This is a genomic window from Streptomyces sp. NPDC050997, from assembly GCF_040660135.1.
GTDB lineage: Bacteria > Actinomycetota > Actinomycetes > Streptomycetales > Streptomycetaceae > Streptomyces.
This window is the reverse complement of the sequence record NZ_JBFAGK010000010.1, coordinates 98,477-118,469: the sequence shown is the minus strand read 5'-3', so window position 1 is coordinate 118,469 and position 19,993 is coordinate 98,477. Positions and strand designations below refer to the sequence as shown.

The window sequence follows — 19,993 nt, the reverse complement described above, 5'->3', positions numbered from 1 at the left end:
AGCTACCTTTCCACCAAACGTTTGTTAGGTGAAGGGTAGCGGTGAATGGAGCTGAACGGGAGGGTCGTGGTCGTCACCGGCGGGACCCGCGGTGTCGGTGCGGGGATCGCGCGGTCCTTCGTGGCGGCCGGTGCCGAGGTTGTGGTGTGTGCGCGCAGGCCGCCTGAAGGTTTTTTGGGGAAGGCGGAGTTCGCCGCGTTGGATGTGCGGGACGGTGACTCCGTACGGCGGTTCTTCGCCGGACTGCCCCGCCTCGACGTCCTCGTCAACAACGCGGGCGGTGCCCCCTACCGTCCGCTCGCGCAGGGCGGGCCCGAACGGCATGCCCGTGTCCTGGAGTTGAACCTCCTCGCGCCGCTGACCGTGTCCCTCGCCGCGCACGACCTCCTCAAGCGGGCCCGGGGTTCGATCGTGATGATCGGCAGCGTCAGCGGCGGCCGTCCCTCGCCCGGCACCGCCGCGTACGGGGCCGCCAAGGCGGGGCTAGAGAACCTCGCCCGCTCGATGGCCGTCGAGTGGGCGCCGGACATCCGCGTCAACACCCTCGTCGTCGGCATGGTCCGCACCGAGCGGTCCCCTCTGCACTACGGGGACGACGAGGGCATCGCGGCCGTCTCCCGCACGGTCCCGCTCGGGCGCCTGGCCGAGCCGTCGGACGTGGGGGCCGCGGCGGTCTTCCTCGCCTCGGACGCCGCCGCCTACATCAGCGGGGCGAGCCTGCTCGTCCACGGCGGCGGGGAGCGGCCCGCCTTTCTGGACGCGGCAACTGTCAACAAGGAGACATGAGATGAGCGGACTTTGTGACGGACGGGTCGTCGTCGTCACCGGCGCCGGCCGTGGACTCGGCCGCGCCCACGCCCTGGCTTTCGCATCCGAGGGCGCCCGGCTCGTCGTCAACGACCTCGGCGTCGGCCTCGACGGCATCCCCGGCACCCCCGGCGCCGACAGCCCGGCCGAGCGGGTGGCGGCGGAGATCCGCGCGGCGGGCGGCGAGGCGGTCGCCCACGGCGGCGACATCGCCGTGAGCGAGGGAGCGGCGTCCCTGGTGGCGACCGCCGTCGAGACGTACGGGCGTCTCGACACCCTCGTCAACAACGCCGGCTTCCTGCGCGACCGGATGCTCGTCAATCTCGACGAGGACGACTGGGACGCCGTCCTGCGGGTTCATCTGAAGGGCCACTTCCTGCCTCTGAAGCATGCCGCCGCACACTGGCGCGCCGAGACCAAGGCCGGCCGCACACCCGAGGCGCGGATCGTCAACACCAGCAGCGGAGCTGGGCTGTTGGGGTCGCTGGGGCAGGGGAACTACAGCGCGGCGAAGGCCGGCATCATCGGGCTGACCCTGGTGGCCGCGGCCGAGCTGCGCCGCTACGGCGTCCAGGTCAACGCCATCGCGCCCGCGGCCCGGACCCGGATGACCGAACGCACGTTCGCCGAGACCATGGCCGCGCCTACGGTCGGCTTTGACGCCATGGCCCCGGAGAACGTCTCGCCCCTGGTCGTCTGGCTGGGCTCCGCGGCGAGCGTCGGTGTCACCGGACGGGTCTTCGAGGCGGAGGGGGGTCGGATCACGGTGATGGAGGGCTGGCGCCCGGGGCCCAGCGCCGACAAGGGGACACGGTGGAGTCCTGGGGAGGCGGGGGAGGCGGCGCTGAAGCTGTTGGCCTCGGCGGGGGTGCCGGGGGTGGTGTACGGGGCGTAGGTGCCTGCGGCGGCCTGTGCGGGTGGGTGGGGGGTCGGGGCCGCGTCGGGGGGTGTCCGTCCTCGGAACGGCGCGGAATCGGTTGCTTGGAAAGGGGCCCGTGTTGACGCGCCAACCGCTGCGGGCGGACACCCCCCGACGCGGCCCCTTGCCGCCGTACTCGTCTGCGGGCCTCGCGCGCGCACCCTACGTGTCGCACTCCAGTACCGTCCGGCACAACGCGCACCGTGCTCGTACCCTCCCGCGTACCGGTACCCGGATCCGCTGATGGCAGGTCGGGCAGGGGAAGGACACTCGCAGCCCGCGGGTGTCGGGGGTGAAGGCGTAGGGGACGCCGGGCTGAGGGCCGGGCGCGTGGCGGCGGTCGCGGGCGTAGCGTCGCCGGCCTGCCCATCCCGCCGCCGTCAGCGGCGGCTGCTGCTCGTCCTGCTTGGCCAGCGCCATGCCCCGTACATACGCCGTGTAGGCCTGCGGGCTGGTGAACCACACCGCGGGGTCCTCGCCGAAGACCAGGGCGCGTTTGGCCAGGACGTAACCGAACTCCTCCGGGGTGAGATAGCCGAGCTTCTGCGACGACGCCGCGTCCTCCCGGAACGCGTCGAGGAGCAGCCAACCGGCACCGAGGTACGTCGCCGCCGTGTCCGTGAGGATCTCGTTCTCGCGGGTGCCGGGGAAGGACAGGTCGAGGCGGTGCAGATAGACATGCATCACCTCGTGCGCGAGGGCCGCGCCGATGTCCCGGCGGTGAGTGCGGAACCGGTCGTTCAGCTCGACGAAGTACTCCGGCCCGGCGGTGAGTTCGACGTTCGCCGCGTGCCGCATCTCGCGGAAGCTCACGACCAGCCGCGCGTCCGGCAGCCTGTAGTGCCGCACCAGCTCGCGGGCCACCCGCTGCGCCCCCAGATATAGGTCGTCGGTGTCGCAGAACGCCACGTCGGCGGGGACCACGCTGGTCGCGAACGTCTGGACGGTGTCGTACGACAACCGTTTGTACAAAGCGGTGATGGCGGCCCGCACTGTCTCCAGGTGCGGGTAGCCGTGCTCGACCGGTCCGTCGTTCGCCACGCCCGTACCCCCAAGACGCCCTGAACCCGATTCCACTGTACGGGGGCGCGGCTGGAACCTCTGCGGTCGGTTCGTCGCTGGGGTCAGCGTGCCTTGAGGGCCGGAGCCCGTATCGGCTCTCCTGTCGGCGACCCCTCGTACTCCAGCAGCCACACGTCGTTGACGCCCTCCCGCAGTACCGGCCCGGGCACGTACAGCGTCTCCTGGGGGCCGGCTGACCAGTAGCGGCCGAGGTTGAAGCCGTTGATCCACACGAAACCGCGTGTCCAGCCCGGCAGCTCCAGGCAGGCGTCCCCGGCGCCCCGGACCGTGATGGTGCCCCGGTACAGGCCTGGGCCGCCGTCGCCGTCGAGCGGGCCCAGAGCGACCCCCGTGACATCGTCCAGCGCGTCCAGTCGCAGCCCACGCGCGCGTACCCCGTGCAGATACTGCCGCTCGTGCAGCAGGCCCCCGGTGATCCCCTTGGGCTCGCCGCTGCGGGGGCCGTAATTGACCCTCCCCAGGGACTCCACCCACAGCTCCACACGCGCGTGCCCGGCGACGGGCTCCTTGAGACGGTCGTCGTCCTCGGTGAGCGTTCCGGCCCGCTTCCCGTCGACGTACACCACCGCCACGTCCCGCAGCCCGCGCGCGGTCAGCGGGTAGGGCTGCCGTGGCCCCGGCACCGTCACCTCGTACCGCACGACCCCCCGGTCGACATCCAGGTCCTCGAAGGTCGGCGGCACGGGAGACGAGGTCTCCGGGCCGCCTAGGGCGTCGACCACCGTGCCGAGCGACGCCCACCCGGTCAGCTCCACCTCGGCCGGGGCACCCAACCGCGCGGGCGGGGGAGGCGGGTCGGGCAGCGGGCCGTCCGCGTACGCCGCCAGGACCTCGCGAAAGCGCCAGAACTTGTCCGTCGGACGCCCGGCCTCGTCCACCGGAGCGTCGTAGTCGTACGAGGTCACGTCCGGCAGCAGGGGACCCTCGTGCAGATCGCCGCCACCCCGGTTGGCCCCCGCCCAGCCCCCGAAGCTCGTGCCCCCGTGCGCCATGTACAGGTTGACCGAGGCCCCGCACTCCAGAATCTCCCGCAGGACCGCCTCAGCGTCCGCCGCGTCCCGTACGGCATGCTCCCCGCCCCAGTGGTCGAACCAGCCGCACCAGAACTCCCCGCACATCAGCGGCCCTGCCCCCCGGTGCCGGCGCAGCGTCTCGAACGCCACGCGCGCGTGGGAGCCGAAGTTCACCGTGGCCAGCACGCCGGGCAGCGAACCACCGGTGAGCATGTGGTCCTCCGGGCCGTCCGAGGTGAACAGCGGCACCGTCACGCCCTCGCCGCGCAGCAGGTCGGCCAGGCGGGCCAGATAGCCCGCGTCCGAGCCGTAGCTGCCGTACTCGTTCTCGACCTGCACCAGCAGCACCGGGCCGCCGCGGTCGACCTGCCGGGACACCACCTGAGGCAGCAGCCGCCCGAACCAGCGCTCCACCGGACGCAGAAAACCCTCGTCGCGGGTCCGTGCGCGCGTGCCCAGCCCACCCGTCACCCAGTGCGGCAGCCCCCCGTTCTCCCACTCCGCACAGATGTACGGGCCCGGCCGCACGATCGCCCACAAACCCGCCTCCCGCACCGCGTCCAGGAACCGGCCCAGCCGCTCCACATCCCGGAACTCCCCGGGCCGCGGCTCGTGAAGGTTCCACGGCACGTACGTCTCCACACAGTTGAGGCCCATCGCCCGCAGCATCCCCAGCCGGTGACCCCACTGCGCCTCGTGCACCCGGAAGTAGTGCAGCGCACCGGACAGCAGCCGCACCGGCCGCCCGTCCAGCAGGAAGTCCCCGTCCCCCACCCTGAACTCACTCATGCGCTCCACCCTCACCCCCTGGCGGTGATCACGTCCATGGACAAAGATCGGCGCTGCTTGGACGAAAGACGAAAAGCGGGAGCACAGGAACCGGGAGGCCCGCGGATGTACCACACCTGGATGCGGTTTCTCACGCCCGGCCCCGCCCACCACCGGCTCGGCCTCGTCTGCCTCGGCGTCGGCCTCCAGCACGGCACCCTGCCCACCGTCGGCCCCCGCACCCTCGACCACCACGTCGCCGTCGTCATCAGCGCCGGCACCGGCTGGTACCTGAGCCCCGACGGCCGCCGTACGACCGTCACCGCGCCCGCGCTGCTCTGGCTCACCCCCGGCGTCCCGCACCACTACGCACCCGACCCCGACACCGGCTGGGACGAGGGCTTCGTCGACTTCACCGGGCCCGCCACCGCCACCTACACCGAACTCGGCTACATCGAGCCCGCCCGCCCCGTGGTGCCCCTGACGGACGCCACTGGCCCACGCGGCGTCGTCGCCCGCATCGCCCGCGCCGCCCGCCGCGACAACCCCCTCCTGGAGGTGGAGACCGGAGCCGCCGTCCACGAACTCCTCGTCGCCCTGCGCCGCGCCCGCGCCGACCTCGCCCCCGACGGCGACCAGGTCCTCAAGGCCCTCGCCCGCGACGCCTGCCTGCCGATGTCGGTCGCCGACCACGCGACCCGGCACGGCATGACCCCCGCCGAACTGCGCACCGCCGTCCGCCGCGGCGCCGGCTGCAGCCCCAAGGACTACCTGCTCGGCATCCGCCTCGGCCGCGCCAAGGAACTCCTCGCCGCCACCGAACTGCCCGTCGCGGCCGTCGCCCGCCGCGTCGGATACGACGACCCCGCCTACTTCTCCCGCCTGTTCACCCGCCGCGTCGGCATGGCCCCCGTCCGCTTCCGCGCCCAGCAGGGCCGCACCGTCCCCGGCGGCTGGAGCAACCAGGTCCCCGACCCCGACGATCCACCCATGATCGAACGCCCGCACGCCCCGTAATGTGGTCGCCCATGACCACCAGCAACACCCGAACCGGCGACGTCGACCCCGCGGTCCGCGAGGAGCTCGCCCGGCTGCGCGACAGCATCGACAACATCGACGCGGCCGTCGTCCACATGCTCGCCGAACGCTTCAAGTGCACCCAACAGGTCGGCCACCTCAAGGCACGCCACCAACTGCCGCCCGCCGACCCCGCCCGCGAGGCCCGGCAGATCGAACGACTGCGCACCCTCGCCGAAAACGCCAAACTCGACCCGGCGTTCGCCGAGAAGTTCCTGAACTTCATCATCGCCGAGGTGATCAGACACCACGAGAGCATCGCCGAGGACAGCGGCGTGAACGGCTCGACACGATCGGCGAACTGACCTCCGACCGGCCTCCAACCGACCTCGACGGGCGCCCGAGGGCGTGACACCGGGGCTCCGCAGCGGCATGCTGCGCTGTGCACTCCTTGTCAGCTGACGAGCACTCCCTGTCAGCTCATCGGACATAAGCTGGTCTGTCCACGAGGGAGGGACGTCGGGCCATGCCGTCGGATGCCAGGATCCTCATCGTCGACGACCACGAGGACACCCTGTACGCGCTGGAGAGCGCCCTGGCCCCCCTGGGCTTATCTGCTGGGCCGCGCCACCAGCGGCGACGAGGCACTCAAGCAGGTACTCCGGGGCCAGGTCGGCCTCCTCCTGCTCGACGTGCGCATGCCCGGCGTCAGCGGCATCGACGTCGTGCGCTACATGCGGCGCCTCGAACAGACCCAGCACATTCCCGTCATCCTGCTCACCGGCTTCGGCCCCGACCACGAACTGACCTCCGCCGCCTTCGCACTCGGCGTCGCCGACCTCGTCATGAAACCCGTCGACCCCTGGGAACTGCGCACCAAGGTCCGCTACCTGTACGACGCCCACCAGCGCCACCGCGCCCTCGAACACGAGGTCCGAGCACTACGCGCCCTCGTCAAGAACCACACCCAAGCCGAGGAAACCCCGCCCCACCCGGACACCGTGGTCCCGCTCCCGCGCGCACAAGGGGCGCACACCGAGGAGCTCGAACAGGACCGGACATAGGGCGCGTACCGATCCGCCTCTGTGCCGCGCCGACGCCATCAGGCAGCATGGCGTGCATGTCCGTACTGACGCGCGACGAAGCGCAGACCCGTGCCAGGTTCATCGACGTCCACCGCTACACGATCGACCTCGATCTGACCGCCGGCGACGACACCTTCGACTCCCGCACCGTCATCAGGTTCACCGTTCGCGCGGACCAGGACATCACGGACACCTTCGTCGAGGTCAAGCCCGCCGCACTGCGCTCCGTCACCCTCGACGGACAACCCCTCGACCCGGAAACCCTGGACGAGAACCGACTGCCCCTCAAAAACCTCACCCCCGGCGAACACGAACTGCGCGTCGACGCCGGCATGCGCTACTCCCGCACCGGCGAAGGCATGCACCGCTTCACCGACCCCACCGACGGCGAAACCTACCTCTACACCCAACTGTTCATGAACGACGTACAACGCGTCTTCGCCGCCTTCGACCAACCCGACCTCAAAGCCGTCTTCGACCTGACGGTGAAGGCCCCCGAAGAGTGGACCGTCCTCGCCAACGGCATCACCGAACACCTCGGCGAAGGCCGCTGGCAGGCCGCCCCCACCCCGCTGATCTCCACCTACCTCGTCGCCGTCGCCGCCGGCCCCTGGCACTCCGTACGCACCGAACACCACGGCCTGCCCTTCGGCATCCACTGCCGCCGCTCACTCGCCCCCTACCTCGACACCGACGCCGACGAACTCCTCGACATCACCCGCCAGTGCTACGACCGCTACCACGAGAAGTTCGAGGAGCCCTACCCCTTCGACTCCTACGACCAGGCGTTCGTCCCCGAGTTCAACGCCGGCGCCATGGAAAATCCCGGACTGGTCACCTTCCGCGACGAGTTCGTCTACCGCTCCGCCGTCACCGACACCGAACGCCAGACCCGCGCCATGGTCATCGCCCACGAGATGGCCCACATGTGGTTCGGCGACCTCGTCACCCTGCGCTGGTGGGACGACATCTGGCTCAACGAGTCCTTCGCCGAGTACATGGGCTACCAGACCCTCACCGAAGCCACCCGCTTCACCGACACCTGGACCGACTTCGGCGTCGCCCGCAAAGCCTGGGGCTACGACGCCGACCAGCGCCCCTCCACCCACCCCGTCGCCCCCGAGAACGTCGACGACACCGCCTCCGCCCTCCTCAACTTCGACGGCATCTCCTACGCCAAGGGCGCCTCCGCCCTCAGGCAACTGGTCACCTGGCTCGGCGAGAAGGACTTCCTGGCCGGCATCAACACCCACTTCGCCCGCCACAAGTTCGCCAACGCCACCCTCGCCGACTTCATCGACTCCCTCGCCGCCCACACCGAGCGAGACGTCCACGCCTGGGCCGACACCTGGCTGCGCACCACCGGCGTCGACACCCTCACCCCCCACATCACCGCCGACGGCGGCACCTGCACCCTCACCGTCGAGCACACCGGCACCCGCCCACACCGCATCGCCGTAGGCCTCTACGACCGCGACGTCACCGGCGAAGGCCGCCACCTCGCCCTGCGTGAACGCCTCGACCTCGACATCCCACAGACCGAATCCGGCGGGCCCCACCCCATCGGCAAGCGCCCCGCCCTGCTCCTCCTCAACGACGGCGACCTCACCTACGCCAAGATCCGCTTCGACACCGACTCATTCCGCACCGCCGGCGTCGCCCTCGCCGGACTGCCCGAACCGCTCACCCGCGCCGTCGTGTGGAACGCCCTCAGGGACTCCGTCCGCGACGCCGAACTACCGGCCACCGCCTACCTGGAAGCCGCCCGCACCCACCTCCCCCACGAGACGGACCTCGCCCTCGTCCAGGGCGTCCTCGCCTTCGCCTCCACCCAGATCACCGACCGCTACCTCACCCCCGAGGAACGGCCCGCCGCCCTCGCCACCCTCACCGCCCTGTGCCGCGACCTCATCCGCCGCACCGAGGACGGCGACCACCCCGGCCTGCGCCTGCTCGCCGTACGCCACCACATCGACGTCGCCGCCCACCCCGACACCATCGCCGCCTGGCTCGCCGACGGCACCGTACCCGGCGGCCCGGAACTCGACCCCGAACTGCGCTGGCGCGTCCTCGCCCGACTCGCCGTCCTCGGCGCCACCGACGAAGCCGCCATCACCGCCGAACTGGAAAACGACCCCAGCGCCACCGGCCAGGAAGGCGCCGCCCGCTGCCGCGCCGCCCTGCCCGACCCGGACACCAAGGCCAAAGCCTGGGCATCGATGTTCACCACCGACGACCTCTCCAACTACCTCTTCACCGCCACCGCCCAGGGCTTCTGGCAGCCCGAACAGGCCGACCTGGTACGGGAGTACGTACCCCGCTACTTCCAGGACGCCGTCGCCGTCGCCGCCCGCCGCGGCCCCGCCATCGCCGACGCCGCCGGCCGCTGGGCCTTCCCCACCCACGCCGTCGACACCGACACCCTCCACCAGGGCGAGCAATGCCTGCGCGACACCGACCCCATCCCCGCCCTGCGCCGCAAACTCGCCGACCAACTCGACGACCTCACACGCGCATTGCGGGTCAGGGGCAACTAGGGCCTGGCAACTAGGGCCTGCCTTCCGAGGTTGATCGTCCTCCCCGGCTCCTCGGCAGCGCCAAGGAGCCGGGGAGGACGATCAACCTCAGAACGCACCTCCGTGATCGCAGCCCTCCGCCGCCGAGCCGAGCCCAACACGTTTTCCCCGTACGGGAGTACCCCCATTCGGGTCTGGATCGTTGAACTCCCCGGACGCGCCCGAGCCTCCGCGCTCAAGCTGGAACTCTCCTCGCCCAGCGCCCCGGAGGACAACGATGAGCACACCGCCGCTCGCCTCAGACCCCGAAAACCCCCACGCCCTGCGGCCCATGCTCCACACCGTCCTCGACGCACTGCACTCCGGCACCCGAGCCCGCAAAGGCCCTCTGCCGGCCGGCGGACCGACAGCCGTCGCCGCACGCCTACGCGACGCCGTCGGCGAGATCCTCCCCACCGAAGGCGACCCCGACGCCCTACGGCGCCTCGTCCACGCCCTCGCCGAAGGCGCCGCCGACCCCGCCGACCCCCGCTGCGCCGCCCACCTGCACTGCCCACCCCTCGCCGTCGCCACTGCCGCCGACCTTGCCGCCTCCGCCCTCAACCCCTCCCTCGACTCCTGGGACCAAGCCCCGGCGGCATCAGAACTCGAAACGCTGGTGACCTCGGCCCTCGCCCGCGAAGCAGGCGCCACCGACGCCCTCGTCACCACCGGCGGCACCGAATCCAACCAACTCGCGCTCCTCCTCGCCCGCGAGACACACGGCCCCGGCCTCCGGCTCATCCACGGCGCCAACGCCCACCACTCACTGCCCCGCGCCGCCTGGCTCCTCGGCCTGCCCGAACCCGTCGTCGTCCCCGCCCCCGCCGGCACCCTCGACCCCGCCGCCCTCGACGAAGCCCTCACCACGATCCCGGGACCCCTGCTCGTCGCCGCCACCGCGGGCACCACCGACGCCGGACTCATCGACCCCCTCCCCGACATCGCCGCCCGCTGCGCCGCCCACGGCACCCGCCTCCACATCGACGCCGCCTACGGGGGAGGCCTCCTGTTCAGCAACCGCCACCGAACCAAACTCACCGGCCTCGAAGCCGCCGACACCATCACCCTCGACCTCCACAAACTCGGCTGGCAACCCGCCGCCGCAGGCCTCCTCACCGTCAAGAACACCCACGACCTCACCGCCCTGCACCACCACGCCGACTACCTCAACGCCGACGACGACACCGAAGCCGGCCTCCCCGACCTCCTCGGCCGCTCCCTGCGCACCACCCGCCGACCCGACGTCCTCAAGATCGCCGTCACCCTCAAGACCCTCGGCCGCACCGGCCTCGCCACCCTCGTCGACCAGGTCTGCGACCACGCCCACACGCTCGCCGCCCTCATCCACGACCACCCCGCCCTCGAACTCCACGACATGCCCACCATCAGCACCGTCCTGTTCCGGCCCACCAACGCCACCGACGACACCGTGGCCCGCATACGACGACAACTGCTCCACGACGGCCGAGCCGTCCTCGGCCGCGCCCGCCTCGACGGCCGGCTCTGGCTCAAGGCCACCCTCCTCAACCCCCACACCCGGCCCGACGACCTGACCGGACTCCTGAAACTCGTGGAAGGAACCACCCCCCGATGAGCCCGACGTCCCACCCCCCACACCACGAACCCGACCAACCCCGCGACCTCGTCGGCATCGGCATCGGCCCCAGTAACCTCTCCCTCGCCGCCCTCGCCCACCCCCTCCCCGACCTCGACACCGTCTTCTACGAACAGCGCCCCACCTTCGACTGGCACCCCGGACTACTCATCAACGGCGCCACCATCCAAGTCCCCTTCCTCGCCGACCTGGTGACCCTCGCCGACCCCACCAACCCCTGGACCTTCCTCAACTACCTCAAGGCCCGCGACCGGCTCTTCCCCTTCTACTTCGCTGAGCGCTTCCACATCCAGCGCTCCGAATACGACGCCTACTGCCGCTGGGTGTCCGAGAACCTCCCCCAACTGCACTTCGGCCACCAGGTCGACGCCATCCGCTGGAACCCCGAACGCGACCTCTTCGAAGTCGACTTCACCCAACTCGACACCGACGGAGAAGCCGAAGCCCTCGGCCGGACCTACACCAGAAACATCGTCCTCGGCATCGGCACCGAGCCCTACATCCCCGAACCACTCAAGCCCCTCGCCGAAACACCCGGCGTACCCGTCCTCCACGCCGCCGACTACCTCGACCACCGCGACACCCTCCTCGCCGCCGGCCACGTCACCGTCATCGGCTCCGGACAGTCAGGCGCCGAAGTCTTCCTCGACCTGCTCCGCAACCGCCCCACCGGCCACGAAAACCTCCACTGGCTCGGCCGCACCGCGGCCTTCGCCCCCATGGAGTACTCCAGACTCGGCCTCGAACACTTCACCCCCGACTACACCCGCTACTTCCACGCCCTCCCCGAAAGCGTCCGCGACCGCCTCGTCACCACCCAATGGCAGCTCCACAAAGGCATCGACGCCGGCACCATCGCCGCCATCCACGACGAGCTCTACCACCGCACCCCCCACGGCGGCTGGCCCGACGCCGTCCTCACCCCCGGCGTCCACGTCCGCACCGCCGGCCGCATCGCCACCACCCAAATCGAACTCCACCTGGAACACACCCAGCAAAACACCCGCTCCCGCCTCACCACCGACGCCGTCGTCCTCGCCACCGGCTACCGCGAACGCCCCCTCGACCGCATCCTCGCCGGCCTCGACCCCTACCTACGCCGCGACAGCCGCGAACGCCCCCGCGTCGACGAACAGTTCCGCCTCGTCCTCGACCCCTGCGTCACCGGCGCCGTATACGTCCAGAACGCCGAACGCCACACCCACGGCATCGGCACCCCCGACCTCGGCCTCGCCGCCTGGCGCAGCGCCACCATCCTCAACACCCTGACCCCGCAAGAGCCCTACCCCCTGCCCACCCGCACCGCCTTCACCACCTTCGGACTCCACCAACCCCAACCACAGGTGCCCCACGCCCGACAGGCCCCCCGAACCCTCACCCCACTCATCGACGGCCGGTAACACCGACGGCCGACAACAAAGACAGCCGGCGACAAAGACAGAGGGACGACGGGAAAAAGCTCCCACCGTCCCTCACACACACAACCACCGGCACCTAGAACACCGGCGTACCATCCCGCGTCAGCTTCCAGTCCACCGACGCGAAGTCCCTCGGATCCAACACACCCTTCGCCGTCACCCACTCAGAGATCCGCGTCCGGATCTCCGTCGACTCCGACCACAACTCCTTCGCCGACGCCACATGCGGGAACGCACCACCACCATTGGCACGGTAGTTGTTCACCGCCAACACGAACTGCTGCGCATCGTCCAACGCGACACCACCGAACGACAGATTCCTGATCCGCGAACCCGCCGCCTGAGCGATGTCGATCTCGTACGACAACCCCGACACATAGTCGTAGTTGTAGTCCGGACGACCCCCCGCGTTCGTCAGCTTCTCCACATCCACCGCCGCACCCGCCGCCGTCTGCACGAAATACTGCGCCGAATACTCCAGATACGCCCTGACCTGCGCGCCCGTCATCAACTTCGCGACCAGCGTGTTGTCGTACACATACAGACTCGACAGATCCCGGATCGTCACCTCACCCGCCGGGATCTGAGACGTCCGCGAGAACGGCGACGCCTGCGCGATCACCGGCACCGACGCGTACTCCGTACCCGCCAGCGCCGCCCTGACCACGTCCTCCTGCACCCTCGTGATCAGGTCGATGATCGGCGCATCCTTGTACCGCGCCTCCACCGTCGTCAACGTCTCCGTCGCCGAACCGACGACCTGGTTCACATACGCCACCACGACATCGTGATCGTCCTTCAGTAGCCTGGTGATCTTCGGGTCGTCGGCCACCGAGTTCGAGTTCCGCACCGACGCCTTCACCGACTCGACGGACCAGCGGCCCCTGTCGAAGACCAACTCGAAGTCGAAGACGGACAACCGCTCCGCATACGCCAACGGCTCCGACAACACCACCGTCCTGCCCGTCTTCGTGTTGGCGACCTTCAGCTCGGGAATCTCCACGTGCGCGTGCCCGACCAGAATCGCGTCGATCCCCGGCACCTGCTGCGCCACCAACGCCGCCGAGTTCTCCACGTACGGCAACTGGTCACCGTACGACGACGTACCCGACGAACCCGAGTGCGCCGACACCACGACCACGTCCGCACCCATCGACCGCAGCCTCGGCACCCACTTCGCCGCCTGCTCCTCAAGACCCGGGAACGTCAACTTCCCCTGCACGTACGCCTTGTCCCAGATCGCGATCCCCGGGTTCGTCAACCCCAGCACCGCCACCCTCACCGGCGGCGCACCCTTCACATGGAACGTCTTGATGACGTACGGCGCGAACGCCGGCTTCAACGTCTTCGCGTCCAACGCGTTCGCACCCAGCAGCGGAAAATCACACTGCTCCTCGAACTTCCGCAACGTCTCGATGCCGTAGTTGAACTCATGGTTGCCCAACGCCACCGCGTCATACCCGATCGCGTTCATCGCCGCCGCCATCGGATGCACCGGACCACCCTCGGCGGTGATCGGATCCACCTTCGCGTAGTAGTACGTCAACGGCGTGCCCTGAATCGTGTCGCCCGCGTCCAGCAACAACGTGTTCCGACGGCCCTTCTCCTTACGGACCTGATTCACCAGCGTCGAAATGCGGGACAGACCCTGCGCGTTGCCCTGCGCGTCCGTGTACTCCGCGTCCTTGAAGTAGTCCCAGTTGAAGACATGACCATGCAGGTCCGTCGTACCCATCACCGTCAGCGCATAGCGCTTCACGGGCCGATGCCCCTTCCCCGCCTCCGCGGCCTCCGCCACGGGAGCCGCCGCCCCCGCCAACGCCACCCCCGCCCCGGTCACAGCGGACTTCTTCAGGAACTTCCGGCGATTCAACGGCATGTTTCGATCCCCTCGAACAACGGTCAACGACGCGCGTAGATTCTGGCCCGAACACACCGCAACGCAATAGCCCCCAAAGGTTTCGATCCGGTGACCAGCTAGGGCCCCCAGCACATAAGAAGTGACACAGTGGGACGTATGACCCCCCCGACACCCGACGACCCCCACCCCGCCGTCCCCTACGGCACCCCCGACGCCCCCCGCATCGCCGTCCGCGGCGAAGCCCACCTCGAAGTCGACCCCGAAATCGCCCGCATCGGCATCACCGTCGCCTCCCGCGGCAAAGACCGCCGCACCGCCCTCGACGACCTCACCCGCCGCAACACCACCGCCCTCGACCTCATCAAGAGCTACGGCGAAGCAGTCGAACGACTCGAAACCGGCACCTTCTCCATCACCCCCCAACTCAAAGAAGGCCGCGGCGAACGCATCCACGCCCACCACGGCCGCGTCCACATCACCGCCGAACTCACCGACTTCACCGCCCTCGGCGAACTCACCACCCGCCTCGCCGACCTCGACCTCACCCGCGTCGACGGCCCCTGGTGGGCCCTACGCCCCGACTCACCCGCACACCGCGAAGCCCGACAACAAGCAGTACGAGAAGCCGTACAACGCGCCAGGGAATACGCGGAAGCACTCGGAACCACCCTCGCCGCCCTCGTGGAACTCGCCGACATAGGCGCCGAGAACACCCCACCCGCCTACCCCGCCGCACCCGGCGCCCGCATGCGCTCCATGGCCCACGGCGCCACCGAAGACACCACCGCCGCCCCACTCGACCTCGAACCCCAACGCCAACACGTCCACGCCCAGGTCAACGCCCGATTCACCATGGCACCCCCACAGCTGTGAACCACCCCAAGACCACAGCCGCCACCGCACAGGAATTCGTACACCGAATGCTCATCGGAGCACCCCGGCGCACAATTCAACCCTTGTCAAAACCCCGTCACTCAAAGGTCGTCGAGTAGCCATGCACACCCAATTCCCTACCCACCGGTAAGGCCTAGGGTCACCTCATGCGCCGAGCGAAAATCGTCTGCACCCTGGGCCCCGCCACCGACTCATACGACCAGATCAAAGCCCTGGTCGAAGCCGGAATGGACGTCGCCCGCTTCAACCTCAGCCACGGCACCCACGCCGAACACGAGGAGCGCTACCACCACGTACGCAAGGCCTCCGACGAGACCGGCCACAGCGTCGGCATCCTCGCCGACCTTCAAGGCCCGAAGATCCGCCTCGGCCACTTCACCGAAGGACCCGTACTCCTTGAACGCGGCGACACCTTCACCATCACCGTCGAGGAAAACACCGAAGGCAACGGCCACACCTGCGGCACCACCTACCCCGGCCTCGCCACCGACGTCACCCCCGGCGAACACATCCTCGTCGACGATGGAAAAGTCTGCCTCGAAGTCACCGCCATCGACGGCCCCCGCGTCCACACCACGGTGATCGAAGGAGGCATGGTCTCCGACCACAAAGGCCTCAACCTCCCCGGCGTCGCCGTCTCCGTCCCCGCCCTCTCCGACAAGGACGAAGCCGACCTCCGCTGGGCCCTGCGCACCGGCTTCGACACCGTCGCCCTCTCCTTCGTCCGCAGCGGCCGCGACATCGACGACGTCCACCGCATCATGGACGAAGAAGGACGCCGCCTCCCCGTCATCGCCAAAGTGGAAAAACCCCAGGCAGTCGAAGCCATCGACGACATCGTCGCCGCCTTCGACGGCATCATGGTCGCCCGCGGAGACCTCGGCGTCGAAATGCCCCTCGAACAAGTCCCCCTCGTCCAAAAGCGCGCCATCAAACTCGCCAAACGCAACGCCAAACCGGTCATCGTCGCCACCCAGATGCTCGACTCCATGATCGAGAACTCCCGCCCCACCCGCGCGGAAGCCTCAGACGTCGCCAACGCGGTCATCGACGGCACCGACGCCGTGATGCTCTCCGGCGAGACCAGTGTCGGCAAGCACCCCATCGAAACCGTCCTGACGATGGCGAAGATCGTCGAAGCGGCCGAGGAGGACATCCTCGCCAAAGGCCTCCCACCCCTGACCGAGAACAACAAACCCCGCACACAAGGCGGCGCGATCGCCCGAGCGGCCGCCGAAATGGGCGACTTCCTCGGCGCGAAATACCTCGTCGCCTTCACCCAGTCCGGCGACACCGTCCGCCGCCTGTCCCGCTACCGCTCCCCGATCCCCCTCCTCGCGTTCACCCCCGAACCGGCGACCCGCTCCCAGCTCAGCCTGACCTGGGGCGTCGAAACGTTCCTCGGCCCCACCGCCGAATCCACCGACGCCATGGTCGACCAGGTGGACGAGCTCCTCCTGAAATACGGCCGCTGCGAGCAGGGCGACAGCGTGGTCATCACGGCCGGCTCCCCGCCCGGCGTCTCGGGCTCGACGAACCTCGTCCGGGTGCATCACATCGGGGCGGACGACAAGTAGGTCGGTCAGTGTTTGGGGCCTACGTGGGTGTCCATGAGGGCGACTGAGGTCTTCTTGGCGACGGAAATGTTGTACGGGTTGCCGTTCCGGGTACAGCGCGTCCATTCGATCCCGAGCTTGTCGAGGGTGTCGGTGCAGAGCCGACGGATGTCGTCGGAGACGTTGGTGAAGAAGTACCGGGGATACTCGTACCGCTTGCGCTCACCGCCTACGAGGCGAGTGGTCCAATTGGTGATGCGGCAGCCGTCGGAGTGGATGAGGCCGCGGATGAATTCCCAAGGGTGAGCGTCGACGATTTCTTGCTGCCAGGGGTCAAGGGCGATGAGGCGCTCATGCTTCCTCCAGGACCGTGTTGAGGAAACAGGCAATGCAGGTGCTTCGAGTAGACCTTTACGTTGCTGCAGCCGGTCCTGCGGACGCGGCAGACGGAGTTGTCGGGGAAGACCGCGCGGATTGCCTGCTCGCAGGCGTCCATGAGGCCGCCCCATGACTCGGTGCAGGTGATCATGAGGTTGGGCACTCGATGCTCGGAGTATTGACTGATGTGGCCATCGCCGAGATACAGGCCCAGCAGGTAGCTATACGCGGGTTCATCGAGGTCCCGTCCGTCGCATCGGGGGCACTTGGGATCGTGCTTGCCAGGGCACTCGCCGCGTTTCGCGCGGTCCAGATGCTTCCAGTAGCCGACCGTGCCGAGCGGCACGTTTAGACGCCGTGCGACCTCTGCGTTTTTCGTGCCGCCGCGTAGGAGGGTGAGGGCCTTCTGTCGTACCTCAGTGCTGTGAAAGTTCATGCGGCCACTCTGTGTCACTGACCGTGACCACATGCAGCAAAAAGCGGATGTTCACGAGAACGTGAACATCCGCTTCTTACGGAAGGTGCCCGGTGTGGGATTCGAACCCACATGCCCTAAGGCACGGTGGTTTGAGCACCGCGAGTCTGACCAGTTCCTCCAACCGGGCAAGCTGAGGAGCTCTCGGGAATCATACCGGGTCACCGCAGCTCCCCGCCGCTAGGTAGGCTGCATGAGCAGAAGTACCTGCCCGGCCCGTAACGAGGAGCCCCCGTGACCGCCCCCGAGTCGCCCCAGCCCGTAGACGCGCCCGACGACGACAAGTCGCACGTGCCTCCGCTGACGACCCGTGTCGTCATCGCCGAGGACGAGGCCCTGATCCGGCTCGACCTCAAGGAGATGCTGGAGGAAGAGGGCTACAGCGTCGTGGGCGAGGCCGGTGACGGTGAGCGGGCCGTCGAGCTCGCCCGTGAGCACCGGCCGGATCTGGTGATCCTGGACGTGAAGATGCCGAAGCTGGACGGTATCTCGGCGGCCGAGAAGATCGCGGAGGAGAGTATCGCCCCGGTTCTGATGCTCACCGCGTTCTCGCAGCGCGATCTCGTGGAGCGGGCGAGGGACGCCGGTGCGATGGCGTATCTGGTGAAGCCGTTCAGCAAGAGTGATGTGGTTCCGGCGATCGAGATGGCTGTCTCGCGCTTCACGGAGTTGCGGGAGCTGGAGCGTGAGGTCGCGGATCTGAGTCTGCGGCTGGAGACCCGGAAGCTGGTGGACCGGGCGAAGTCGATTCTGCAGACGCAGTACGGGTTGACGGAGCCGGCCGCGTTCCGGTGGATTCAGAAGACGTCGATGGATCGTCGGATGTCGATGCAGCAGGTGGCGGAGGCTGTCATCGCGGATGCCGACGAGAAGAAGGGCAGCAAGGGCTGACGCCCTGCCCCTGAACGCCGTCGAGGCCCGCGCCCCCGGAAAGGGGGCGCGGGCCTCGACGTATGCGAGGGCGTCGGCGCGCTCAGTCCTCGCCGAGGTACGCCTTGCGTACGGATTCGTCGTGGAGGAGGTCCTGTCCGCTGCCGGAGAGGACGATCTTGCCGACTTCCATGACGTGGCCGTGGTCGGCGAGGGAGAGGGCGGCTTGGGCGTTCTGCTCGATGAGCAGGATGGTGGTGCCCTGGCTCTTGAGCTCCTGGATGGTCGCCATGATCTTCTGCATCATGATCGGGGAGAGGCCCATGGAGGGTTCGTCGAGCATGAGCAGTTTGGGTCGGGACATGAGGGCGCGTCCCATGGCGAGCATTTGTTGTTCGCCGCCGGAGAGGGTGCCCGCGGCCTGCTTTCTGCGTTCCCCGAGGATGGGGAAGAGATCGTAGGCGCGTTGGATGTCCTTTTCGATGCCTTCTTTGTCGGTGCGGAGGAAGGCGCCGAGGCGGAGATTGTCCTCGATGGTCATGCGGGGGAAGATGTGCCGGCCTTCGGGGGAGTGGGCCAGTCCGAGGGCGACGATTTTGTGTGCGGGGGTTTTGTTGAGTGATTTGCCGTCGAACTTGATGTGTCCGGCGAGGGGTTGGAGGAGGCCGGAGAGGGTGCGGAGGGTGGTTGTCTTTCCGGCGCCGTTGGTGCCGATGAGGGTGACGACTTCGCCGGCGTTCACCTTGAACGAGATGCCCTTGACGGCTTCGATCTTGCCGTAGGCGACCCTGAGGTCTTCGACCTCCAGTAGTGCGGTCACTTGGCGTCTCCTTCCCTGGTGTTCTCGGCGGCCTCGACTTCGGCGACTTCCTCGGTGCCGGGTGCGCCTTCGAAGGGGGTGCCGAGGTAGGCGGCGATGACGCGTTCGTCGGCTTGGACGACGTCGGCGGTGCCTTCGACGAGTTTTTCACCTTGTACGAGGACGGTGACCCGGTCGGAGAGGTTCATGATGAACCGGATGTCGTGTTCGATGACGAGGACGGCGGTGCCCTTGTCGCGGATGGCGAAGACGAGTTCCTCGGTGGCTCGGGTCTCCTGGGGGTTCATGCCGGCGGTGGGTTCGTCGAGGAGGAGAAGGCCGGGTTCGCTGGCGAGTGCGCGGGCGATTTCGAGCTTGCGTTGTTCGCCGTAGGGCAGGTTGCGGGCGAGGTGGTCGGCTTTGGCGGCGAGGCCGGTGAACTCAAGGAGTTCCATGGCTCGTTCGCGGGATTCCTGTTCGGCTTTCTTGAAGGCGGGGAGGCGCAGGAGTGCTGACCAGAGGCCTTCTTTGGTGCGGGTGTGGCGTCCGACGAGCACGTTTTCCAGGACGGTCATGTTGGCGAAGAGCCGGATGTTCTGGAAGGTGCGGGCGATGCCTGCCTGGGTGACGAGGTGGGGCTTGGGCGGCAGGACGGTGCCCTTGTACTTCACGGTTCCGCTGGTGGGGACGTACAGGCCGGTGAGGCAGTTGAAGAAGGTGGTTTTGCCTGCGCCGTTGGGGCCTATGAGTCCGACGATTTCGCCGGTGTTGACGGTGAGGTCGACGGAGCGTACGGCGGTGAGGCCGCCGAATCGCATGGTGACGTCGCTGGCGTCGAGGACCGCGGTGGTGGTGGCGGTGGTTGTGGTGGTCATCG

The 19,993-nt window shown here is 68.7% G+C and carries 15 protein-coding genes, 1 tRNA gene and 2 pseudogenes; 11 read left to right on the top strand and 7 right to left on the bottom strand.

What is annotated here, in order from left to right; translation table 11 throughout:
- Positions 1 to 45 precede the first annotated feature (45 nt).
- The gene (locus tag AB0H86_RS23385; RefSeq protein WP_362441885.1) at positions 46 to 786 is read left to right on the top strand and encodes an SDR family oxidoreductase; all 741 of its coding nucleotides are present in this window, start codon (positions 46 to 48) and stop codon (positions 784 to 786) included.
- A gap of 1 nt (position 787) precedes the next feature.
- Positions 788 to 1,702 carry an SDR family oxidoreductase gene (locus tag AB0H86_RS23380; RefSeq protein WP_362441883.1) on the top strand — a complete coding sequence of 305 codons (915 nt, stop codon included), beginning with the start codon at positions 788 to 790 and terminating at the stop codon, positions 1,700 to 1,702.
- A gap of 186 nt (positions 1,703 to 1,888) precedes the next feature.
- Here the strand turns inward: AB0H86_RS23380 and AB0H86_RS23375 are convergent, their stop codons facing one another.
- Entirely contained in the window at positions 1,889 to 2,767 is an 879-nt protein-coding gene (locus AB0H86_RS23375) for a hypothetical protein (protein ID WP_362441881.1), read from the bottom strand.
- Between the two features lie 83 nt (positions 2,768 to 2,850).
- Positions 2,851 to 4,611, bottom strand: coding sequence for a beta-galactosidase family protein (locus tag AB0H86_RS23370; protein WP_362441878.1), 1,761 nt, complete (start codon positions 4,609 to 4,611; stop codon positions 2,851 to 2,853).
- 105 nt (positions 4,612 to 4,716) lie between these two features.
- Here AB0H86_RS23370 and AB0H86_RS23365 point away from each other — a divergent pair, with 105 nt between their 5' ends.
- From AB0H86_RS23365 to AB0H86_RS23340, 6 genes and pseudogenes are all read left to right on the top strand, one after another.
- Positions 4,717 to 5,607, top strand: a complete 891-nt coding sequence (locus AB0H86_RS23365; protein ID WP_362441876.1) for an AraC family transcriptional regulator — start codon at positions 4,717 to 4,719, stop codon at positions 5,605 to 5,607.
- An 11-nt stretch (positions 5,608 to 5,618) separates the two neighbouring features.
- On the top strand, positions 5,619 to 5,972 hold the full coding sequence (locus tag AB0H86_RS23360) for a chorismate mutase (protein WP_362441873.1): 354 nt from the start codon (positions 5,619 to 5,621) through the stop codon (positions 5,970 to 5,972).
- A gap of 161 nt (positions 5,973 to 6,133) precedes the next feature.
- Positions 6,134 to 6,671, top strand: a pseudogene (locus AB0H86_RS23355) (response regulator).
- A gap of 47 nt (positions 6,672 to 6,718) precedes the next feature.
- Positions 6,719 to 9,229 (top strand): aminopeptidase N, encoded by a 2,511-nt coding sequence (gene pepN, locus AB0H86_RS23350; protein ID WP_362441870.1) that lies wholly within the window; start codon positions 6,719 to 6,721, stop codon positions 9,227 to 9,229.
- Between the two features lie 256 nt (positions 9,230 to 9,485).
- Positions 9,486 to 10,844 carry an aminotransferase class V-fold PLP-dependent enzyme gene (locus AB0H86_RS23345; protein WP_362441867.1) on the top strand — a complete coding sequence of 453 codons (1,359 nt, stop codon included), beginning with the start codon at positions 9,486 to 9,488 and terminating at the stop codon, positions 10,842 to 10,844.
- Positions 10,841 to 12,265, top strand: coding sequence for a SidA/IucD/PvdA family monooxygenase (locus AB0H86_RS23340; protein ID WP_362441864.1), 1,425 nt, complete (start codon positions 10,841 to 10,843; stop codon positions 12,263 to 12,265). Before AB0H86_RS23345 ends, AB0H86_RS23340 begins: the two co-directional genes overlap by 4 nt.
- A gap of 94 nt (positions 12,266 to 12,359) precedes the next feature.
- On the opposite strand, the gene AB0H86_RS23335 is transcribed toward AB0H86_RS23340, so the two are convergent.
- Entirely contained in the window at positions 12,360 to 14,162 is a 1,803-nt protein-coding gene (locus AB0H86_RS23335; RefSeq protein WP_362441861.1) for a 5'-nucleotidase C-terminal domain-containing protein, read from the bottom strand.
- Between the two features lie 138 nt (positions 14,163 to 14,300).
- On the opposite strand from AB0H86_RS23335, the gene AB0H86_RS23330 reads away from it, so the two are divergent.
- Together AB0H86_RS23330 and pyk are read left to right on the top strand one after the other, a co-directional pair.
- Entirely contained in the window at positions 14,301 to 15,017 is a 717-nt protein-coding gene (locus AB0H86_RS23330; RefSeq protein WP_362441858.1) for an SIMPL domain-containing protein, read from the top strand.
- Positions 15,018 to 15,184: 167 nt separating this feature from the next.
- Positions 15,185 to 16,615, top strand: a complete 1,431-nt coding sequence (gene pyk, locus AB0H86_RS23325; RefSeq protein ID WP_362441855.1) for a pyruvate kinase — start codon at positions 15,185 to 15,187, stop codon at positions 16,613 to 16,615.
- A gap of 5 nt (positions 16,616 to 16,620) precedes the next feature.
- Here the strand turns inward: pyk and AB0H86_RS23320 are convergent.
- Together AB0H86_RS23320 and AB0H86_RS23315 are read right to left on the bottom strand one after the other, a co-directional pair.
- Positions 16,621 to 17,408: pseudogene (locus tag AB0H86_RS23320) on the bottom strand (helix-turn-helix domain-containing protein).
- Between the two features lie 86 nt (positions 17,409 to 17,494).
- Positions 17,495 to 17,577, bottom strand: a tRNA-Leu gene (locus tag AB0H86_RS23315).
- Positions 17,578 to 17,681: 104 nt separating this feature from the next.
- Here AB0H86_RS23315 and AB0H86_RS23310 point away from each other — a divergent pair.
- Positions 17,682 to 18,338: a response regulator gene (locus AB0H86_RS23310; RefSeq protein ID WP_362441852.1), complete on the top strand. Its 657-nt coding sequence runs from the start codon at positions 17,682 to 17,684 to the stop codon at positions 18,336 to 18,338.
- Between the two features lie 82 nt (positions 18,339 to 18,420).
- Here AB0H86_RS23310 and AB0H86_RS23305 read toward each other — a convergent pair whose 3' ends face one another.
- Positions 18,421 to 19,137 (bottom strand): ABC transporter ATP-binding protein, encoded by a 717-nt coding sequence (locus AB0H86_RS23305; protein ID WP_362441850.1) that lies wholly within the window; start codon positions 19,135 to 19,137, stop codon positions 18,421 to 18,423.
- Positions 19,134 to 19,991 carry an ABC transporter ATP-binding protein gene (locus AB0H86_RS23300; RefSeq protein ID WP_362441847.1) on the bottom strand — a complete coding sequence of 286 codons (858 nt, stop codon included), beginning with the start codon at positions 19,989 to 19,991 and terminating at the stop codon, positions 19,134 to 19,136. The genes AB0H86_RS23305 and AB0H86_RS23300 overlap by 4 nt, the downstream gene beginning before the upstream one ends.
- Positions 19,992 to 19,993: the final 2 nt, after the last annotated feature.

Coding starts and splice junctions, on each gene's coding strand:
- AB0H86_RS23385 (WP_362441885.1), top strand. CDS start 46: ATGGAGCTGAACGGGAGGGTCGTGGTCGTCACCGGCGGGACCCGCGGT.
- AB0H86_RS23380 (WP_362441883.1), top strand. CDS start 788: ATGAGCGGACTTTGTGACGGACGGGTCGTCGTCGTCACCGGCGCCGGC.
- AB0H86_RS23370 (WP_362441878.1), bottom strand. CDS start 4,611: ATGAGTGAGTTCAGGGTGGGGGACGGGGACTTCCTGCTGGACGGGCGG.
- AB0H86_RS23365 (WP_362441876.1), top strand. CDS start 4,717: ATGTACCACACCTGGATGCGGTTTCTCACGCCCGGCCCCGCCCACCAC.
- AB0H86_RS23360 (WP_362441873.1), top strand. CDS start 5,619: ATGACCACCAGCAACACCCGAACCGGCGACGTCGACCCCGCGGTCCGC.
- pepN (WP_362441870.1), top strand. CDS start 6,719: ATGGCGTGCATGTCCGTACTGACGCGCGACGAAGCGCAGACCCGTGCC.
- AB0H86_RS23345 (WP_362441867.1), top strand. CDS start 9,486: ATGAGCACACCGCCGCTCGCCTCAGACCCCGAAAACCCCCACGCCCTG.
- AB0H86_RS23340 (WP_362441864.1), top strand. CDS start 10,841: ATGAGCCCGACGTCCCACCCCCCACACCACGAACCCGACCAACCCCGC.
- AB0H86_RS23335 (WP_362441861.1), bottom strand. CDS start 14,162: ATGCCGTTGAATCGCCGGAAGTTCCTGAAGAAGTCCGCTGTGACCGGG.
- AB0H86_RS23330 (WP_362441858.1), top strand. CDS start 14,301: ATGACCCCCCCGACACCCGACGACCCCCACCCCGCCGTCCCCTACGGC.
- pyk (WP_362441855.1), top strand. CDS start 15,185: ATGCGCCGAGCGAAAATCGTCTGCACCCTGGGCCCCGCCACCGACTCA.
- AB0H86_RS23300 (WP_362441847.1), bottom strand. CDS start 19,991: ATGACCACCACAACCACCGCCACCACCACCGCGGTCCTCGACGCCAGC.